We start from the raw sequence: 18,540 nt of genomic DNA, 5'->3' as shown, positions 1-18,540 counted from the left end.
CTGCTGCACCGCCAGCTGGTAGCCGACGCGCTGCTCGAAGTTCTGGGCGCTCATGCCCTGCGAAGCCAGGAAGGCCTTGTAGGCGTCCAGGTCGAAACTGCCGTCCGGCTTGCGCAGGCCGGTCTGTTCGATGATGCCCTTGGCCAGGGAATCGTTACCGACCGCCAGGTGGTTGCGCGCGACTTCGGCGCCGACCGCGCGCTCGGCCACCAGTCCATCGAGGACTTCCTGCTTCGCTTCCGGCGTATCGAACAGCTTCTGGTCGAATTGAGGGCCCATCATGGCGCGCGCCTGCTCGATCTGGCGGCGCTGTGCCGCTTCCCATTCCTGCTGCGTGATCTTGCGGCCATCGACGGTAGCGACGCCATCGCTATCGCTGCGTTTTTCATACTGGCTAACGCCGACGAGCACGAACGAAGGCAGGATCAACAGGAGCAGCAGGAACTGCATCAGCCGCTGGTGGGTACGGATAAATTCAAACATGGTCAGCCAATCAAGGTTGAAAATGCGATTACGAAAAGCTAAAAAAAAAGGCGAACAACGTTCGCCTTTTCTTCACACCTCATTTCTGGCGGAGCGGACGGGGCTCGAACCCGCGACCCCCGGCGTGACAGGCCGGTATTCTAACCAACTGAACTACCGCTCCAGAATCTGTACTGCATGTCGCTTTGCCTTATCGGGTGGCGGAGCGGACGGGGCTCGAACCCGCGACCCCCGGCGTGACAGGCCGGTATTCTAACCAACTGAACTACCGCTCCACGCAATAAGGCGACACTCTCCGCTGCGGCCGGCGCAGCGAAGGCATTAGTTTACTGCATCTTTCAGGGCTTTACCAGCCTTAAATTTCGGGACCTTGGCGGCCTTGATCTTGATGGCTTCCTTGGTGCGCGGATCGCGGCCGGTACGGGCGGCACGCTCGCCCACGGTGAAAGTGCCGAAGCCGACCAGGGTCACGCTGTCGTTCTTCTTCAGGGTATTCGTCACAGCAATGATCATCGCGTCGAGGGCGCGTGCCGCAGAGGCTTTGGTCAGGTCCGCGGACTTCGCGATTTCTTCGATCAGTTCAGTTTTGTTCACTTCTTTCCCTCGTTAGACATTCGGCAAAAACCGCAAGCGCGTATTAAACAAGGGTGGAATGCCTTGTGTCAAGCAAGGTTACTGCTGAATGGCAACGTTTAGAGAGAGAGTGCTCGGACTGCGGCCCGACAGCGTCGCCCCCATGCGTAAAAACGTCGTCCCCGCGAGGACGGGAACCCATGCCGAGCCGACTCCGGATGCTCAGTGTGGGTCCCCGCCTGCGCGGGGACGACGACGATACGACTGCTAACGCTGACTGCTTAGTGCTTGACCACGCCGCCCTGCCCGTCCGTGGTTGCGGCAACCGGGGCTGCCGCCGCGACGGCCGGCACCTCGACCAGCGGCTGGGGCTGGCGCTCCAGCGCGACTTCGAGCACCTTCTCGATCCAACGTACCGGCACGATCTCGAGCTTGTTCTTGACGTTGTCCGGAATGTCGGCCAGGTCCTTCACGTTCTGCTCGGGGATCAGCACCGTCTTGATGCCACCGCGTTGCGCAGCCAGCAGCTTTTCCTTGAGGCCGCCGATCGGCAGCACTTCGCCGCGCAGCGTGATCTCGCCCGTCATCGCCACGTCGGCGCGGACCGGGATGCCGGTGAACACCGACACCAGCGCCGTCGTCAGGCCGATACCGGCGGACGGACCGTCCTTCGGGGTCGCACCTTCCGGCAGGTGGATGTGGATGTCGGTCTTCTCGAAGGTTTCGCTCTTGATGCCCAGGCGCTGGGCGCGCGAACGCACCACGGTACGAGCGGCTTCGATCGATTCCTTCATCACGTCGCCGAGCGTACCAGTGCGGATGACCGCACCCTTGCCCGGCACCTGCACGGCTTCGATGGTCAGCAGGTCGCCACCGACTTCGGTCCATGCGAGGCCCGCCACCTGGCCGACCTGGTTGTCCTTCTCGGCCACGCCGAAGTCGAAACGACGTACGCCCAGGAACTTGTCCAGGTTCTTGCCCGAGACGATGACGCGCTTGTTGTCCTTCTTCAGCAGCAGCATCTTGACGACCTTGCGGCAGATCTTCGAGATCTCGCGCTCGAGCGAACGCACGCCCGCTTCACGGGTGTAGTAACGGATGATGTCGCGGATCGCCGATTCCTCGACCTTGATCTCTTCTTCCTTCAGGCCGTTGTTCTTGATCTGCTTCGGCATCAGGTAGCGCTGCGCGATGCTGGTCTTCTCATCCTCGGTGTAACCCGACAGGCGGATCACTTCCATCCGGTCCAGCAGCGCCGGCGGGATGTTGAACGAGTTCGAGGTCGCAACGAACATCACGTCCGACAGGTCGAAGTCGACTTCGACGTAGTGGTCGCTGAAGGTATGGTTCTGCGCCGGATCCAGCACTTCCAACAATGCCGAGGACGGGTCGCCGCGGAAGTCCGCGCCCATTTTATCGATCTCGTCGAGCAGGAACAGCGGGTTACGCACGCCGACTTTCGAGAGCGACTGCAGCACCTTGCCCGGCATCGAGCCGATATAGGTGCGGCGGTGGCCGCGGATCTCGGCCTCGTCGCGCACGCCGCCGAGCGCCATGCGCACATACTTGCGGCCGGTCGCGCGGGCGATCGACTCGCCCAGCGAGGTTTTACCCACGCCCGGAGGACCGACGAAGCACAGGATCGGCGCCTTCAGCTTGTCCACGCGCTGCTGGACTGCGAGGTACTCGAGGATGCGTTCCTTGATCTTGTCGAGGCCGTAGTGATCGGATTCCAGCACTTGCTGGGCCTTCTCCAGGTCGATGGTGACCTTTGACTTCTTCTTCCAAGGCAAGCCGATCAGGGTGTCGATGTAGTTGCGCACCACGGTGGCTTCGGCCGACATCGGCGACATCATCTTCAGCTTCTTGATCTCGCCCTGGGCCTTTTCCATGGCTTCCTTCGGCATCTTGGCCGCGATCACCTTCTTCTCGAGCTCTTCGATGTCGGCACCGTCTTCGCCTTCGCCCAGCTCTTTCTGGATCGCCTTGACCTGCTCGTTCAGGTAGTACTCGCGCTGCGATTTCTCCATCTGGCGCTTGACGCGGCCGCGGATGCGCTTTTCCACCTGCAGGATGTCGAGTTCGAGTTCCAGCTGGCCGAGCAGGTGCTCAAGGCGCTTGGCGACGTTGAAGATCTCGAGGATGACCTGCTTCTGCTCGAGCTTGAGCGGCAGGTGGGCGGCAACCGTGTCGGCCAGGCGGCCGGCGTCGTCGATGCCGGCCAGCGAAGCCAGGATCTCGGGCGGGATCTTCTTGTTCAGTTTGACGTACTGGTCGAACTGCTGGACGATCGCGCGGCGCATCGCCTCGACTTCCGAATCGTCGCCGATTTCGGAGTTGATCGGAGTCAGGTCGGCGACGAAGTGGCTCGGCGCGTCGGTGATGTGATTGATACGGGCACGCTGCGCGCCTTCGACCAGCACCTTCACGGTACCGTCGGGCAGCTTCAGCATTTGCAGAATATTGGCCACGCAGCCGATCTCGTAGATGTCTGCGGCGGAAGGTTCGTCCTTGGCAGCTGCTTTCTGGGCAGCGAGCATGATGCTCTTACCCTGTTCCATCGCGGCTTCAAGCGCCTTGATCGATTTCGGGCGGCCGACGAACAGAGGTATCACCATATGCGGAAACACGACCACGTCGCGCAGCGGCAGCAGCGGCAAGGTCATTTGTTCAGTAAATTTAGTAGTCGTCATGGCATACCTTATAAAAAGCGTGTTGACGATGTTGGGAGTCCACCGTCGAATCACAAGAGCGGCCGAAAAATAATTTTCTATTGCAACAGTTAATCAAACTTAGCCGTTCTGACAAAAGTGGCTTTTGAAATAAAAAAGCCACTGCGCGACCGAAATCACGAGTGGCTTTTCGATTGAAGCCCGGGTACCGAGATTTGAAAAATCTGCTGCGCGTTGCAGGTCCGATCTGCGATGCTCGCCGTACCTGAGTACAGCTGCGCTTCTCGCACTAGGCGTGCCCGACGAACCTGCTTCCGCTCGCTACGATTGTTCTACATCTCGTCTTTTGTTGAGATAAATTGTACCGCCAAGGATCAGCGTTTCAAGACCTTTTGTTGTGTGTGCGCGAGGAAATTTTAATTTTCCCCAGCTGCTTTCGGCGATTCGCTATAAATCAGCAAAGGTTTTGCACCGTTCGTGATCGTATTTTCATCAATCACGACTTTCACCACATTTTGCTGGCTTGGCAATTCATACATCACGTCCAGCAGGGCGTGTTCCAGGATCGAACGCAGGCCGCGTGCACCGGTCTTGCGCGCCAGTGCCTTCTTGGCAATCGCGTGCAGGGCCGCCGGGCGGATTTCGAGTTCGGCGCCTTCCATGTCCAGCAGCTTCGAATACTGCTTGATCAGCGCATTCTTCGGTTCGACCAGGATCTGGATCAGCGCTTCCTCGGTCAGCTCGCTCAGCGTCGCAACCACCGGCAGGCGACCCACCAGTTCCGGGATCAGGCCGAACTTGACCAGGTCTTCCGGCTCGGCTTCCATCAGCACGTCGCTGACCGAACGCGAGGTCTGGCTCTTGACGTTGGCGCCAAAACCGATACCCGATTTTTCCGAACGGTTCTGGATGATCTTGTCCAGACCGTCGAAGGCGCCGCCGCAGATGAACAGGATATTGGTCGTGTCGATCTGGACGAAGTCCTGGTTCGGGTGCTTGCGCCCGCCCTGCGGCGGCACGGAAGCCATGGTGCCCTCGATCAGCTTCAGCAGGGCCTGCTGCACGCCCTCGCCCGACACATCGCGGGTGATCGACGGGTTGTCGGACTTGCGGGAAATCTTGTCGATCTCATCGATGTAGACGATGCCGCGCTGGGCCTTCTCGACCTCGTAGTTGCAGCTTTGCAGCAATTTCTGGATGATGTTCTCGACGTCTTCACCCACGTAGCCGGCTTCGGTCAGCGTGGTGGCGTCGGCGATCACGAAGGGCACATTCAGGGTACGCGCCAGGGTCTGGGCCAGCAGGGTCTTGCCGGAACCGGTCGGACCCACGAGCAGAATATTGCTCTTGGACAGCTCGATGTCGTCCTTCTTGCCCAGGTGCTTGAGTCGTTTGTAATGGTTGTACACCGCCACCGACAGGATGCGCTTGGCCGTCAGCTGGCCGATCACATACTGGTCCAGCAGTTCGGCGATCTCGTGCGGCGTCGGCAAGTCGGACTTGGCGCCCGCCACCGATTCGACGTTCGAGGTCTCGTCGCGGATGATGTCGTTGCACAGGTCGATGCACTCGTCGCAAATAAAGACCGATGGTCCTGCGATGAGCTTCTTCACCTCATGCTGGCTCTTGCCGCAGAAGGAGCAGTACAGGAGTTTTTCACCGCTAGAGGATTTTTTGTCAGACATGGGGCAGGTTTCTGTTGAATTGCTACGAATATAACGCTAATACGGGGGCGCAACAAGTGTGCACGTCTCCATGCTACCCGAAATAAAAAAAGAACGCCCGATCCGCTGTTGCGCTCGGGCGTCTTTCAGCAACACCGCATATGGTGCTTATGCGCGATTGGTCAAGACCCTGTCGATCAGACCGTACTCCACGGCTTCCTCGCTCGACATGAAACGGTCGCGGTCGGTGTCCTTGTGGATCTGTTCGATGGTCTGGCCGGTGTTGTCGGCCATGATGCGCGCCAGGCGCTCGCGCAGGTACAGGATCTCCTTGGCCTGGATCTCGATGTCCGAAGCCATGCCCTGCGAGCCGCCGGAGGGCTGGTGGATCATGACGCGCGAGTTCGGCAGCGAGAAACGCTTGCCCTTCGCGCCGGCCGCCAGTAGGAAGGCGCCCATCGAGGCAGCCAGGCCCGTGCACAGGGTCGACACGTCCGGCTTGATGAAGTTCATCGTGTCGAAGATGGCCAGGCCAGCCGACACCGAACCACCCGGCGAGTTGATGTAGAGCGAAATATCCTTGTCCGGATTTTCGCTTTCCAGGAACAGCAGCTGGGCCACGATCAGGTTGGCCATCTGGTCGTTGACAGGACCGACCAGGAAGATCACGCGCTCTTTCAGCAGGCGCGAGTAGATGTCGTAGGCACGCTCGCCGCGGCCGCTCTGCTCGATCACCATCGGCACCAGGCCGAGGGCTTGGGTATCCAACGCAGGATTACGATTCATACCTGTCACTTTCCTTAAAGAAGATGTTCAGAGATGCCAACCGGCGCACGCAGGCGCCGGTCGGCAAGGCTCGTCACCTCAAGCTTACACCGAAGCTCAGGCTTGCGGCGCGCTGCCCATCAGTTCGTCGAAGGCGATGTCCTTGCTCGTCACCTTCGCCTTGCCAAGCACATAGTTGACGACGTTTTCTTCCAATACAAGAGCCTCGATCTCGCCCAGGCGGCGGCGATCGCTATAGTAGTACTTCAGGACTTCTTTCGGGTCTTCGTAGCTTTGCGCGAAGTCTTCGATCTGGGCTTTCACCTGTTCCTGGGTTGCCTGCAGATTGTTGTCCTGCACCAGCTGCGACAGGATCAAGCCCAGGCGCACGCGGCGCTCGGCCTTGGTGGCGAACAGGTCGGCCGGGAACGGCAGGCTCTTCACGTCCATGCCGCGCTGGGCCATGTCCTGGCGGGTCTGCTCGGCCAGGCGCTGCGAATCCTGCTCGATCATGACCTTCGGCACGTCCATCTCGGTGCTCTTGACCAGGGCATCCATCACGGCTTCCTTGTTGCGGGCCTTGATGCGGGCGGTGACTTCACGCTCCAGGTTGACCTTGATGTCTTCGCGCATCTTCTCGACGCTGCCGTCTTCGATGCCCAGCGACTTGGCGAACTCGGCGTCGACTTCCGGCAGGTGCGCCCACTCCAGGTTCTTCAGGGTGATGGTGAACTCGGCGGTTTTACCGGCCACGTCCTTGCCGTGGTAATCCTCCGGGAAAGCCAGCGGGAAGCTCTTGCTCTCGCCCACTTTCAGGCCGACGGTAGCGGCTTCGAATTCCGGCAGCATGCGGCCTTCACCCAGCACGAATGCGTAGTTGTCGGCCTTGCCGCCAGCAAACTCGACGCCGTCGATGGTGCCGACGAAGTCCACGGTCACGCGGTCGCCGTTGGCTGCAACCGGCTCGCCGCCGTCGCCGTGCTCACCGGCTTCGCCCTTGGTGTGGTAGTGCACGCGCTGCTTGCGCAGGATGTCGATGGTCTTGTCGATCTCGGCGTCCGAGACGTCGGCCTTGACGGTTTCGACTTCCACGCCCGCCAGGTCCGGCAGGCTCACTTCCGGATAGACTTCGAAGGTGGCGTCGAAGGCCAGCATGCCTTCCGCTGCCTCTTCCTTCGGCTCGATTTTCGGCATGCCGGCAACGCGCAGCTGGTTCTCTTCGGCAGCCTGGCTGAATGCCTGGCCAACCTTGTCGTTCAGCACGTCGGATTCGATCTGATAACCGTACTGAGCCGCAACCATTTTCAGCGGAACCTTGCCCGGACGGAAGCCCGGTGCGCGAGCGGTCTTGGCCTGCTTCTTGAGGCGCTTTTCAACTTCCGTACGTACGTCGCTCAGCGGAAAAGAGAGAGTCAAGCGACGCTCGAGTTTACCCAGGTTTTCGACTGCAGTTGCCATTGTAAAAATCGTCCAAAAAAATAATTATTCGTGGTGCGAGGAGGGGGACTCGAACCCCCACACCATTGCTGGCGTCAGGACCTAAACCTGGTGCGTCTACCAATTTCGCCATCCTCGCGCAGGATTGCATCTTGCCGCAAAAACAAAGGGCGCCCGTCAGTAAAACCGGTCGCCCTGCACTCCAATGTTTAGGGGCTACAACTTCAACCAGTTATTTTACTGGATTTTCTGACCACATTGGGCGATTTTTGAAACGTGCGGAACGGATGAGTTTCATCCCGGCCTTTTCACCCGGAACCAGGCCGCATACAGCGCCGGCAGGAACAGCAGCGTCAGCGCGGTCGCCACCAGCAGGCCACCCATGATCGCCACCGCCATCGGCCCCCAGAACACGGAGCGCGACAAGGGGATCATCGCCAGCGCCGCCGCGGCCGCCGTCAGCAGGATCGGCCGGCAGCGGCGCACCGCGCTTTCCACGATCGCATCCCAGGCTTCCCTGCCCTCGGCGATGTCCTTCTCGATCTGGTCGACCAGGATCACCGAATTCCGGATGATCATGCCGAACAGCGCGATCACGCCCAGGTTGGCGACGAAGCCGAACGGACGGCCCAGCAGCAGCAGCGCCATCGCCGCCCCGGCCACGCCCAGGGGCCCGGTCAGGAATACCAGCACGGATCGGGAAAAGCTATGGAGCTGCAGCATCAGCAGCGTGAACACGATGAACAGCACCAGCGGCACGTTGGCCGAGATCGAGGCTTCCGCCTTCGAGCTGTCGGCTGCCGCGCCGCGCAGGGTGATGCGGTAGCCGGCCGGCAGCTTGGCGCGCAGGCCGGCCAGCTTCTCGCCGACCTGGGACGAGACCGTCGCGCCCTGGATGCCCGCCACCACGTCCGACTGCACCATGATCGCCCACTCACGCCCTTCGCGCCAGACCACGCCCGGCTCCCACACGAACTCGATGCGCGCCAGCTGCGACAGCGGCACCGAGCGGCCCGCGGCCGTGGCCACGTTGGTATTCGACAGCGCCGAGATGGTCGACCGTTCCTCGACCGGCTGGCGCACCACGATGTCGATCAGGCGGTTGCTTTCGCGGAACTGGCCGATCGTGGTGCCCGACAGCACGGTGGCGACGGTGCGCCGCACCGCCTGGCTGGTCACGCCCAGCGCGCGCAGCTTGTCCTGGTCGAGGTCGAGGCGCAGCACCTTCACCGATTCGTTCCAGTTGTCGTTCACGCCGACCGCGTTCGGATTCGCGCGCAGGATGTCCTTGACCTGGTCGGCCACGCCCCGCACCACGCCGATGTCCGGCCCGGCCACCTGGAACTGCACCGGATAGGGCACCGGCGGCCCGTTCGGCAGCAGCTTCACGCGCCCGCGCACTTCGGGGAAGTCGGACTTGAGCACCGACTCGATCTTGCGCATCAGGGTCTCGCGGCCATGCGCGTCCTTCGGCAGCACCACCAGCTGCGAGACGTTCGACTGCGGGAAGATCTGGTCCAGCGGCAGGTAGAAGCGCGGGCTGCCGGTGCCGACGTAGCTGGTCACGCTGTCCAGCTCCGGCTGGCGGCGGACCCAGACTTCGAACTTTTTCACCAGCGCCTCGTTGGCGGCGAAGCTGGTCCCTTCCGGCAGCCACATCTCGACCATCAGCTCGGGGCGGCTGGAATCCGGAAAGAACTGCTTCTCGATGAACTTGAAGCCGAACACGCCCAGCGCGAACACCGCCAGCGACACGGCGATCGTGGTCTTGCGCCATTCCACGCACCAGCTGACGATGCGCCGGAAGCGCCGGTAGCCGGGCGTGTCGAACACGTCGTGGCCGCCATGCTCGCCAACCGGATGCGGCTGCACCTTCAGCAAAACGAAACCGATGTAGGGCGTGAAGGTCACGGCCACCACCCAGGAAATCACCAGCGCCAGCGCGTTCACCGAGAACATCGAGAATGTGTATTCGCCGGCCGCCGATTTCGCCAGGCCGATCGGCAGGAAGCCGGCCGCGGTGATCAGGGTCCCGGTCAGCATCGGGAAGGCGGTCGAGGTGTAGGCGAAGGTGGCCGCCTCGAAGCGCGACATGCCCTCCTCCATCTTCCGTACCATCATCTCGACGGCGATGATCGCATCGTCCACCAGCAGGCCCAGCGCGATGATCAGCGCGCCCAGCGAGACCTTGTGCAGCGAAATATCCAGGATCCGCATGCACAGGAAGGTAATGGCGAGCACCAGCGGGATCGTCAGCGCCACCACCAGGCCGGGGCGCACGTCGACGCGCCAGCGCGGCTTGCTGTGCAGGCCCAGCGCCAGGAAGGACACGACCAGCACGATCACCACCGCCTCGACCAGGGTGTGCATGAATTCGCTCACCGAGGCGGTGACGGCGGCCGGCTGGTTCGACACGCGTTCCAGCTCGATGCCGACCGGGAGCTGCGAACGGATCCGCGCCACGGTCTGCTCCAGCCCCTTGCCGAGCTGAATGATGTTGCCGCCCTTTTCCATCGACACGCCCAGGCCGATTACTTCCTTGCCGTTGAAGCGCATCTTGTCGTGCGGCGGATCCTCGTAGGCGCGGCGCACGGTGGCGAAGTCGCCGAGCCGGAAGGTGGTGCCGCCGGCGCGCAGGCTGAGGTCTTCCAGCTGGCGGGTAGTCTTCAGGGCGCCGCTCACCCGCACCTGCAGGTTTTCGCCCGGCGTGACCAGCACGCCGGCGGATTCGACCCCGTTCTGGGTGGCGATCTGATTGACGATCGCGTCGAACGGCACGCCGAGCTGGGCGAACTTCTGCTGCGAGAACAGGATGTTGATCTTTTCCTGCTGCACGCCGAACTGCTCGACCTTGGCGACCAGCGGTACATTCAATAACTGCTGCCGCACGAAGTCGGCGTAGTCGCGCATCTCGGCATAGGTGAAACCGTCGCCGGACAGCGCGAAGATCGAGCCATAGGTGTCGCCGAATTCGTCGTTGAAGAAGGGCCCGATCACGCCCGCCGGGAGCGTCCCGGCGATGTCGCCGATCTTCTTGCGCACCTGGTACCAGGTCGGCGGCACGTCCTTCGGCGGCGTCGACTCCCTCAGCTCGAGGATGATGGTGGTCTCGCCCGGCTTCGAGAAGCTGCGGATCCTGTCGATGTAGGGCGTTTCCTGCAGCTTGCGTTCGAGCGGATCGGTGACCTGCTGGGCCATCTGTATGGCGGTGGCGCCCGGCCAGCGGGCCTGGATCACCATCGCCCGGAAGGTGAAGGGCGGATCCTCGTCCTGGCCCAGCTGCCGGTAGCTGAGGATGCCGAGCAGGAGCAGCACGGCGATCAGGTAGCGGGTCAGCGGGATGTTTTCCAGCGCCCAGCGCGACAGGTTGAAACCCTTCATTTGCCGCCACCCGCTTCCGCCTCTGCATCGCCGCGGCGTGCCACGTCGGCGCTCAGGATCTTCACCTTCTGGCCGTCCTTGAGCAGGTTGACGCCGGCGGTGACGATGGTCTGGCCGGCACGCACGCCGCCCGCCAGCAGGACGTCGTTGCCGGCCACACCGCCCAGCTGCACCGGCTGCAGGCGCACCCGCTGGGCCCCATTGACGGTCTCGATCACCCAGACGCTGCTTGCGCCCTTGTTCTGCACCAGGCTCGACAGCGGCGCGCGCAGCTGGGCGCCGGCGGCGTGATCGGACTGGCGCACCAGGTCGACCACCGCCGTCATCCCCAGGCGCACTTCCTCGCTGGCCGGGATCGACACCTTCACGGTATAGGTACGGGTGGCCGGATCGGCCACCGGCGAGACTTCGCGGATCTTGCCCGGGATGGCGCGGCTCGGGTCGGCCCACAGGCGCACCCTCACCTCGCCGCCCTGGCGCAGTTCGTCGACCTGGTCTTCCGGGACCCCGAACACGACTTCCTTCTCGTCGGTGCGCGCGACCCGCACCACCGGCGTGCCGGGCTGGACCACCTGGCCGACTTCGGCATCGATGCCGGTGACCACGCCGTCGGTGTCGGACACCAGGCTGGCATAGCCGGTCTGGTTGGCCTGTTCGCGCAACTGGGCGCGCGCGGCCTCGACGCTGGCCTGGCTGGAGTGCGCCGCCGCGATCTTCTGGTCGAGCACCGCCTGGCTGACGAAATTCTGGCTGCGCAAGTCCTGGTAACGCTTCAGTTCCGCGCGCGCCAGGTCGGCATTGGTCTGGGCCGCGCGCAAGCTCGCCTGCGCCTGCGCCTGGCCGAGGCGCAGGTCTTGCGGATCGAGCTGCATGAGGAGCGTCCCGCGCTGGACGCTGGTACCGACGTCCACCTTGCGCGCGCTGATCTTCCCGCCCACGCGAAAGCCCAGGCGCGATTCGTAGCGCGGACGGACGTCGCCGGAGAATTCGGCGCTGGCGTTCACGCCGCCGGCAGCCAGGGTCAGCGCGCGCACCGGGCGTACGTCCTCGGGCGGCGGCGCGTCTTTCGAACAGGCCGCCAGCAGGGCCAGGGCCAGGACGGCGGCTGCGGCGCCAGTGCGCGGGAGCGGAATGCGGGGGAAGTGCACGTTGGTTTCCTCTCGGGGCAAGGCCGCGGCGACGGCGGCGGTATTCTTTATAGAAAGCTTTGCAATTATAATCATGCACATATTGCCAGTAAATGACGTTAGAGTCAGTTCTCAATGTCCGTCGATCACTACGAAAACTTCCCCGTCGCCTCGATCCTGATGCCGCGCCGCCTGGTACCGGCGGTCGAGGCGATCTATGCCTTCGCACGCAGCGCCGACGACATCGCCGACGAAGGCAATGCCGCCCCGGCCGAGCGCCTGGCCGCGCTTGCCGCCTACGAGGCCGCGCTGGACGCCATCGAACGCGGCGACAGCGTCGATGACAGCGCCGCCGGTCCGATGTTCGCGCGCCTGGCCGAGGCACTGGCGCGCCACGCCCTGCCCCTGCAGCCGCTGCGCGACCTGCTGAGCGCCTTCCGCCAGGACGTGGTGACGACCCGCTACGCCGACTACGCCGGGCTGCTCGATTACTGCCGCCGCTCGGCCAACCCGGTGGGGCGGCTGATGCTGGGCCTGTACGGCAGCGTGGACGCGACCAACTTGCGCGAATCGGACGCGATCTGCTCGGCCCTCCAGCTGATCAATTTCTGGCAGGACGTCGGCATCGACATCGGCAAGGGCCGCATCTACCTGCCGCAGGAAGACCTGGCCCGGTTCGGGGTGGAGGAAGACCAGGTTGCCCGGGCCCAGGCCGGCCCGGCCTGGCGCGCCCTGATGCGCTTCGAGGTCGAGCGCGCGCGCGCCCTGATGCGGGAGGGCGCGCCGCTGGCCACCCGCCTGCCGGGCCGGATCGGCTGGGAACTGCGCCTGGTCGTGCAGGGCGGGCTGCGGATCCTGGAAGCGATCGAGCGCGCCGACTACGACGTGTTCCGGCGCCGCCCCCAGCTGAAGCGCCTCGACTGGCCGGTGCTGCTGTGGCGGGCACTGCGGATGTAACTGGACGGGCGCCGGATCGGCTAAGATAGCGGACCTGCCCCTTAGCGGACTTACCCCTTAGCGCAATTGCATCACGCAACAACCTTTTTCTTATGTCTCCCGACGAATACTGCCAACAAAAGACCGTCCAAAGCGGCTCCAGCTTCTATTACAGCTTCCTGTTCCTGCCGCCCGAACGGCGCCGGGCGATCACGGCGCTGTACGCATTCTGCCGGGAGGTCGACGACACCGTCGACGAGACCAGCGACCAGTCGGTCGCGCGCATCAAGCTGGCCTGGTGGCGCACCGAGGTGTCCGCCATGGTCAAGGGATCACCCACCCATCCCGTCACCCAGGCGCTGCAGCCGCACCTCGCCGCGTACGACCTGCAGGAACAGCACCTGCAGGCCATCATCGACGGCATGGAGATGGACCTCGACCAGTCGCGCTACCTCGACTACGCCGGCCTGCGAAAATACTGCTGGCACGTCGCCGGCGTGGTCGGGATCCTGTCGGCCAGCATCTTCGGCGCCACCAATCCGCAAACGCTCCAGTATGCCGAGAAACTGGGCCTGGCGTTCCAACTGACGAATATCATCCGCGACGTCGGCGACGATGCGCGCAAGGGCCGCATCTACCTGCCGGTCAGCGAACTCCAGCAGTTCAACGTGACCGCGGCCGACATCCTGAATTTCCGCCACAGCGACAAGTTCGAGGCGCTGATGAAATTCCAGGCCGACCGTGCCCGCGCCGTCTACGACGAAGCCTTCGCCCTGCTGCCGAAGGAAGACCGGCGCGCCCAGCGCCCCGGCCTGATGATGGCGGCGATCTACCGCACCGTGCTCGACGAGATCGAGCGCGACGACTTCAAGGTATTGAACCAGCGTATTTCCCTCACGCCGCTGCGCAAGCTGTGGCTGGCGTGGAAAACCTATGTCCGCGGATAAGCGGCCGGCGCCTTCCGCTGCCGCCCATGTCGCCGTCGTCGGCGGCGGCTGGGCCGGCTGCGCCGCCGGCGTCGAACTGGCCGCCAAGGGTGCGCAGGTCACGCTGTTCGAAGCCGCGCGCACGCTCGGCGGCCGCGCCCGCGCCGTGCAGGCCAGGGAAGCCCTGCTCGACAACGGCCAGCACATCCTGCTCGGCGCCTACGAAGAAACGCTGGCGCTGCTGCGCCGCGTCGGCGTCTCCGAGCGCGAAGCGATGCTGCGCCTGCCGCTGCAGATGCGCTATCCGCCGGACAGCGGGCTGCTGGATTTCGTCGCCCCGCGCCTGCCGGCTCCGCTGCACATGCTCGCGGCCCTGCTGCGCGCGCGCGGGCTCGGGCGCGAGGACAAGCTGGCGCTGGCGCGCTTCACCACCAGCGCCCGCTGGATGCAGTGGGGCTTGAACACCGACTGCAGCGTGGCCGAACTGCTGGAACGTTTCGGCCAGACCCCGCGCTTGAATCGCCTGATGTGGCGTCCGCTGTGCCTGGCGGCCCTGAACACGCCGATCGAACGGGCATCAAGCCAGGTGTTCCTGGCCGTGCTGCGCGACAGCCTGGGCGCGAAACGCAAGGCCTCCGACATGCTGCTGCCGCGCGTCTCCCTCGATGCCCTGTTCCCGCAGGCCGCCCAGCGCTTCATCGCGGAGCGCGGCGGCCGCGTGCTGTGCGGCGCGCGCGTCGACGGCATCGAGCCGCGCGGCACCCGCTGGCGCGTCGGCGCCGGTGCCGAGCCCGCCGAATTCGACGCCGTCGTGCTGGCCACCCCGGCCTGGCAAAGCGCCGCCTTGCTGCGCCCCTTGCCCGGCATGGAAGCGCTGGCCGACCAGCTGGACGGCTTCGCCTACGAGCCGATTTCGACGGTGTACCTGCAGTACGAGGCCGGCCTGCGCCTGCCGCTGCCCTTCTGCGCCCTGCTCGACGACCCCGTCCACGGCGCCTGGGGGCAATTCGTGTTCGACCGCGGCCAGCTGGATCCCGGCCAGGACGGCCTGCTGGCGGTGGTGGTCAGCGCCGCCGGCGAGGCGACCGAACGCGGCCAGGAGCGGCTGGCCGAAGGGGTCGCGGCCCAGCTGGCGGCGGCATTCAAGCAGCCGGCCCTGGCGCAAGCGCGCTGGAGCCGCGTCTTGACGGAAAAGCGCGCAACCTTCGCCTGCACGCCCGGCCTGGCGCGCCCGGCCAACGCCACCGGCGTGGCCGGCCTGGCACTGGCGGGGGATTACACCGCCGGCGACTATCCGGCCACGCTGGAGACGGCGGCCAGGAGCGGCCGGGCCGCCGCCCGCCTGGTCGTCGCAGGGACGGCGCGGGGGAAAGCGTGACGCTCGGCCATCGGCCCCAGGCGCAGCCTGCCCCGCAAAAACGGCAGCCTGTCGCAAGCGCGTGGCGGCACGCGGCCGGGATGGGTACAGTGGCAGCATCGAAACAAGTGTTATCGGAATTGCACATGAACAGCCTACTGGCCCTGCGCACAATGCTCCTGCTCGCCTTTGTCGTCGCCGCGACGGCGGTGCTGGTGCAGCCCGGCCTCGGCGGCGCCGGCGATCCGGCCGCCCACGCCATGCTGATGGTGGCGCGGAACTGAGCCGGGGCACGCGATGGGCAAACTGGAATACCTCGAGCTGCTGAAGCGCGCCCTGCTGGGCCTGCCGCCCGAGGTGCAGGCCAAGACCCTGGGCTACTACGAACAGCGCTTCGTCGACGGCATCAATACCGGCCGCAGCGAACAGGAGGTGGCACGCGAGCTCGACGACCCGACCAACATCGCGATGAGGCTGCGCGCCAACAGCTATAGCGCGCAGCTCGGCGCCCAAGCCGGCCCGCAAGCGAGCGCCCAGCCCGCCGCGCAAGCGGCCGCGCCGGGCGGACCGCAATTCGCGGTCTCCGCCAAGGCCAGCCCGGCCAGGGTGCTGCGGCTACTGGTGTCGGGCGCCGGCTTGGCAATCTTCAACCTGTTCATGCTCATCCCGGCAATGGTGTATTCGGCCCTGCTGTTCGCGCTGTACGCGGCGGCCCTGGCCTTCTACCTGAGCGGGATCGCGATCACGGCCAGCGGCCTGGCCGGCAACGGCGACCTGCTGCTCGACCTGCCGTCCCGCTACGTGCAGATCGACGCCGACGACCCCGAGGCCAAGCGCCAGGTGCGGGTCCGGATCGACGACACCGGCATCCACGTGCACAAGGAAGGCGCCGAAGTCGCGGCCGGCAACGCCGGGGCGCCGGCCAGCCTGCACGTCACGACCGACATGGACGCCGAGTCGCGCACCACCCAGACCGTGTTCGGCTTCGGCATGGTGCTGGGCGGGATCGCGCTGTTCCTGCTGTCGCTGGTGGTGACGCGCTACACGGCGGTCGGGATCAAGCGCTACATCCAGATGAATCTCTCCCTGCTCAAGGGACATTAAGGAAGCACGAAGCCATGCGCGCATTGATGAAAGTCGGATTCGGCCTGCTGCTGCTGGCGCTGCTGCTGATCGGCGCGTCCTGGAGCGTGCTGCGGGCCCAGGGTAGCAGCAGCGGCGCCAGCCCGGGCAGCCGCCTGCTCGCCACCGAAAAGCGCACGCTCGGCGCCAGCATCGCCGAGGTCGAGGTGAGCGGCCCGATCAACCTGAACCTGCGCCAGGGCACCCGCGCCTCGCTGGAGGTGCGCGGCGAGCAGCGCCTGCTGGCCAACGTCGACACCACGGTGGAAGGCAATACCCTGCACATCGGCCCGCGCGGCATCCTGCTGCGCCACCGCCAGCCGATCGAAGTCAACCTGGTGTTGCCGGCGCTCGAGCAGCTGAGCATCAGCGGCACGGGCCAACACATGGTCAGCGGCTTTTCGGGCGAGCGCATCGAACTCGCCGTCGACGGTTCCGGCGGCTTGCGCTTCAACGGCCGCTACCGCGACATCGATGCCGGCCTGCACGGCAGTGGCGAGGCCGAAATCACCGGCGGCAATGCCGACCGCGTAACGGCCGACGTCAAGGGCACCGGCCACATGATCCTGGTGGGCGCCGCCCGCGAGCTGCATGCCGAGATCGCCGGCTCCGGCGAGCTGGATGCGCGCCACCTGCGCGCTGAGGTGGCGACCCTGAGCCACCACGGCTCGGGCACCAGCGCCGTGTACGCCAGCAAGCACGTGAACGTGGAGCTGACGGGCAGCGGCGACGTCAGCGTCTACGGCAATCCGAACAATCGCGAAGTCAGCCGCAACGGCAGCGGCAGCGTCAGCTTCCCGGACTGAGCGGGGCTGCCGCGGCGCCGCGCCGCAGCCAGTCCAGCGCGCCTTGGCCGGCGGCGCGCCCGCTGCCGAAGCAAGCGGTCAGCAGATAGCCGCCGGTCGGCGCCTCCCAGTCCAGCATCTCGCCCGCCGCGAACACGCCCGGCAGCGCACGCAGCATGCCGGCGGGCGCATCAAGCACCTCGAAACGCACCCCGCCGCCGCTGCTGATCGCTTCATCGATCGGGCGCGGACGCTCCAGAGTAAGAGGCAAGGCCTTGATGGCTTGCGCCAGCCGCACCGGGTCCGCATAGTCTTCCTTGCTCAAGGCTTCGTGCAGCAGGCCCGATTTCACGCCCTTGATCCCCAGCCGGCTCTGCAAATGGCTGGACATCGAGCGTGCGCCGCGCGGCCGCATGACTTCCGCCGCCACGCGCCCGGCGTCATGGTCGGGCAGCAGGTCGATCCATACCGTGGCGCGGCCGTCGCGCAGGATGCGGTCGCGGATCGCACCGGACAAGGCATACACCAGGCTCCCCTCGATGCCGCTGGCGGTGACCACGAACTGGCCCTTGCGGTACAGGCGCTGGCCGTCGACGTCCTCGACAGCCAGCGCCACGGTGGTGAGCGGCGCGCCGGCGTGGCGGCTGCTGAAATGTTCGCTCCAGGCAGTGTCGAAACCGCAGTTCATCGGCACCAGCGGCGCCACCTCGACGCCGCGCTCCTCCAGCAGCGGCACCCAGGCGCCGTCCGAACCGAGGCGCGCCCAGCTCGCGCCGCCCAGCGCCAGCACGACGGCATCCGCCGCTTCCAGGCGCTCGCCGTCCGGGGTCGCGAACAGCAGCGCGCCGTCGCGCCAGCCCAGCCAGCGGTGCCGCATGTGGAAGCGCACGCCGGCTTCGCGCAGGCGGTGCAGCCAGGCGCGCAGCAGCGGCGCGGCCTTCATATCGGTCGGGAACACGCGGCCCGAACTGCCCACGAAGGTGTCGATGCCCAGGCCGTGGATCCATTCGCGCACCTGCTGCGGCGTGAAGCCGGCCAGCCACCGCCCGACCTCGGCGCGGCGCTTGCCGTAGCGCCCGGCGAACGCGCCGATGTCTTCGGAATGGGTGATGTTCATGCCGCCCTTGCCGGCTAGTAGGAATTTGCGGCCGACGGACGGCATGGCGTCGTACAGGTCGACCTGGACGCCGCCGGCGGACAGGACTTCGGCCGCCATCAGGCCGGCGGGGCCGCCGCCGATCACGATGGCGCGGCGCGTGGATTCATGGGTGGGACTCATGGGCCGGCATTGTAGTCGATGTGGCGCTTAAAA

15 protein-coding genes and 3 tRNA genes are annotated in these 18,540 nt (G+C 65.1%); 6 read left to right on the top strand and 12 right to left on the bottom strand.

The genetic code is table 11. The annotated features are described in order from the left end of the window. The 11 genes from ACI48D_RS14935 to ACI48D_RS14885 all read right to left on the bottom strand — a co-directional run. The coding region (locus ACI48D_RS14935; protein WP_435572020.1) for a SurA N-terminal domain-containing protein at positions 1-483 on the bottom strand (483 nt) is incomplete at its 3' end. Positions 484-569: 86 nt separating this feature from the next. Continuing rightward, positions 570-646, bottom strand: a tRNA-Asp gene (locus ACI48D_RS14930). A gap of 35 nt (positions 647-681) precedes the next feature. After that, a tRNA-Asp gene (locus ACI48D_RS14925) sits at positions 682-758 on the bottom strand. A gap of 46 nt (positions 759-804) precedes the next feature. Continuing rightward, positions 805-1,077, bottom strand: coding sequence for an HU family DNA-binding protein (locus ACI48D_RS14920; RefSeq protein WP_435572019.1), 273 nt, complete (start codon positions 1,075-1,077; stop codon positions 805-807). A 260-nt stretch (positions 1,078-1,337) separates the two neighbouring features. Beyond that, on the bottom strand, positions 1,338-3,749 hold the full coding sequence (gene lon / locus ACI48D_RS14915) for an endopeptidase La (protein ID WP_435572018.1): 2,412 nt from the start codon (positions 3,747-3,749) through the stop codon (positions 1,338-1,340). A gap of 395 nt (positions 3,750-4,144) precedes the next feature. Next, complete coding sequence (gene clpX, locus ACI48D_RS14910; protein WP_435572017.1) at positions 4,145-5,413, bottom strand: ATP-dependent Clp protease ATP-binding subunit ClpX; 1,269 nt, start codon at positions 5,411-5,413, stop codon at positions 4,145-4,147. A 147-nt stretch (positions 5,414-5,560) separates the two neighbouring features. After that, positions 5,561-6,178: an ATP-dependent Clp endopeptidase proteolytic subunit ClpP gene (clpP, locus tag ACI48D_RS14905; protein ID WP_197416444.1), complete on the bottom strand. Its 618-nt coding sequence runs from the start codon at positions 6,176-6,178 to the stop codon at positions 5,561-5,563. A gap of 96 nt (positions 6,179-6,274) precedes the next feature. Continuing rightward, positions 6,275-7,615, bottom strand: coding sequence for a trigger factor (tig, locus tag ACI48D_RS14900; RefSeq protein WP_435572016.1), 1,341 nt, complete (start codon positions 7,613-7,615; stop codon positions 6,275-6,277). A gap of 31 nt (positions 7,616-7,646) precedes the next feature. Continuing rightward, a tRNA-Leu gene (locus ACI48D_RS14895) sits at positions 7,647-7,733 on the bottom strand. 155 nt (positions 7,734-7,888) lie between these two features. Beyond that, positions 7,889-10,975: an efflux RND transporter permease subunit gene (locus ACI48D_RS14890; protein ID WP_435572015.1), complete on the bottom strand. Its 3,087-nt coding sequence runs from the start codon at positions 10,973-10,975 to the stop codon at positions 7,889-7,891. Next, complete coding sequence (locus ACI48D_RS14885; protein WP_435572014.1) at positions 10,972-12,123, bottom strand: efflux RND transporter periplasmic adaptor subunit; 1,152 nt, start codon at positions 12,121-12,123, stop codon at positions 10,972-10,974. Before ACI48D_RS14885 ends, ACI48D_RS14890 begins: the two co-directional genes overlap by 4 nt. A 114-nt stretch (positions 12,124-12,237) precedes the next feature. Between ACI48D_RS14885 and hpnC the strand changes: the two genes are divergently transcribed. From hpnC to ACI48D_RS14855, 6 genes are all read left to right on the top strand, one after another. Next, positions 12,238-13,059 carry a squalene synthase HpnC gene (gene hpnC, locus ACI48D_RS14880; RefSeq protein WP_435572013.1) on the top strand — a complete coding sequence of 274 codons (822 nt, stop codon included), beginning with the start codon at positions 12,238-12,240 and terminating at the stop codon, positions 13,057-13,059. Positions 13,060-13,151: 92 nt separating this feature from the next. Continuing rightward, complete coding sequence (gene hpnD / locus ACI48D_RS14875; RefSeq protein ID WP_435572012.1) at positions 13,152-13,985, top strand: presqualene diphosphate synthase HpnD; 834 nt, start codon at positions 13,152-13,154, stop codon at positions 13,983-13,985. Further along, complete coding sequence (hpnE, locus tag ACI48D_RS14870) at positions 13,972-15,342, top strand: hydroxysqualene dehydroxylase HpnE (protein ID WP_435572011.1); 1,371 nt, start codon at positions 13,972-13,974, stop codon at positions 15,340-15,342. The genes hpnD and hpnE overlap by 14 nt, the downstream gene beginning before the upstream one ends. A 125-nt stretch (positions 15,343-15,467) precedes the next feature. Further along, complete coding sequence (locus ACI48D_RS14865) at positions 15,468-15,605, top strand: hypothetical protein (protein ID WP_435572010.1); 138 nt, start codon at positions 15,468-15,470, stop codon at positions 15,603-15,605. Between the two features lie 13 nt (positions 15,606-15,618). Continuing rightward, positions 15,619-16,425 (top strand): DUF1700 domain-containing protein, encoded by an 807-nt coding sequence (locus tag ACI48D_RS14860; RefSeq protein ID WP_435572009.1) that lies wholly within the window; start codon positions 15,619-15,621, stop codon positions 16,423-16,425. Between the two features lie 14 nt (positions 16,426-16,439). Continuing rightward, positions 16,440-17,249: a head GIN domain-containing protein gene (locus ACI48D_RS14855; protein WP_435572008.1), complete on the top strand. Its 810-nt coding sequence runs from the start codon at positions 16,440-16,442 to the stop codon at positions 17,247-17,249. Here ACI48D_RS14855 and ACI48D_RS14850 read toward each other — a convergent pair. Next, positions 17,233-18,507: a TIGR03862 family flavoprotein gene (locus ACI48D_RS14850; protein ID WP_435572007.1), complete on the bottom strand. Its 1,275-nt coding sequence runs from the start codon at positions 18,505-18,507 to the stop codon at positions 17,233-17,235. The genes ACI48D_RS14855 and ACI48D_RS14850 overlap by 17 nt on opposite strands. Positions 18,508-18,540 lie beyond the last annotated feature (33 nt).

The organism is Massilia sp. LXY-6, from assembly GCF_051233485.1.
GTDB lineage: Bacteria > Pseudomonadota > Gammaproteobacteria > Burkholderiales > Burkholderiaceae_D > Telluria.
The sequence above is the reverse complement of the archived record's forward strand: the minus strand, read 5'-3'. Positions and strand labels throughout refer to the sequence as shown.

Bases quoted from the DNA above. Each gene is read 5' to 3' on its own strand.
- lon (WP_435572018.1), bottom strand. From the start codon at position 3,749: ATGACGACTACTAAATTTACTGAACAAATGACCTTGCCGCTGCTGCCG.
- clpX (WP_435572017.1), bottom strand. From the start codon at position 5,413: ATGTCTGACAAAAAATCCTCTAGCGGTGAAAAACTCCTGTACTGCTCC.
- clpP (WP_197416444.1), bottom strand. From the start codon at position 6,178: ATGAATCGTAATCCTGCGTTGGATACCCAAGCCCTCGGCCTGGTGCCG.
- tig (WP_435572016.1), bottom strand. From the start codon at position 7,615: ATGGCAACTGCAGTCGAAAACCTGGGTAAACTCGAGCGTCGCTTGACT.
- ACI48D_RS14890 (WP_435572015.1), bottom strand. From the start codon at position 10,975: ATGAAGGGTTTCAACCTGTCGCGCTGGGCGCTGGAAAACATCCCGCTG.
- hpnC (WP_435572013.1), top strand. From the start codon at position 12,238: ATGTCCGTCGATCACTACGAAAACTTCCCCGTCGCCTCGATCCTGATG.
- hpnD (WP_435572012.1), top strand. From the start codon at position 13,152: ATGTCTCCCGACGAATACTGCCAACAAAAGACCGTCCAAAGCGGCTCC.
- hpnE (WP_435572011.1), top strand. From the start codon at position 13,972: ATGTCCGCGGATAAGCGGCCGGCGCCTTCCGCTGCCGCCCATGTCGCC.
- ACI48D_RS14865 (WP_435572010.1), top strand. From the start codon at position 15,468: ATGAACAGCCTACTGGCCCTGCGCACAATGCTCCTGCTCGCCTTTGTC.
- ACI48D_RS14860 (WP_435572009.1), top strand. From the start codon at position 15,619: ATGGGCAAACTGGAATACCTCGAGCTGCTGAAGCGCGCCCTGCTGGGC.
- ACI48D_RS14855 (WP_435572008.1), top strand. From the start codon at position 16,440: ATGCGCGCATTGATGAAAGTCGGATTCGGCCTGCTGCTGCTGGCGCTG.
- ACI48D_RS14850 (WP_435572007.1), bottom strand. From the start codon at position 18,507: ATGAGTCCCACCCATGAATCCACGCGCCGCGCCATCGTGATCGGCGGC.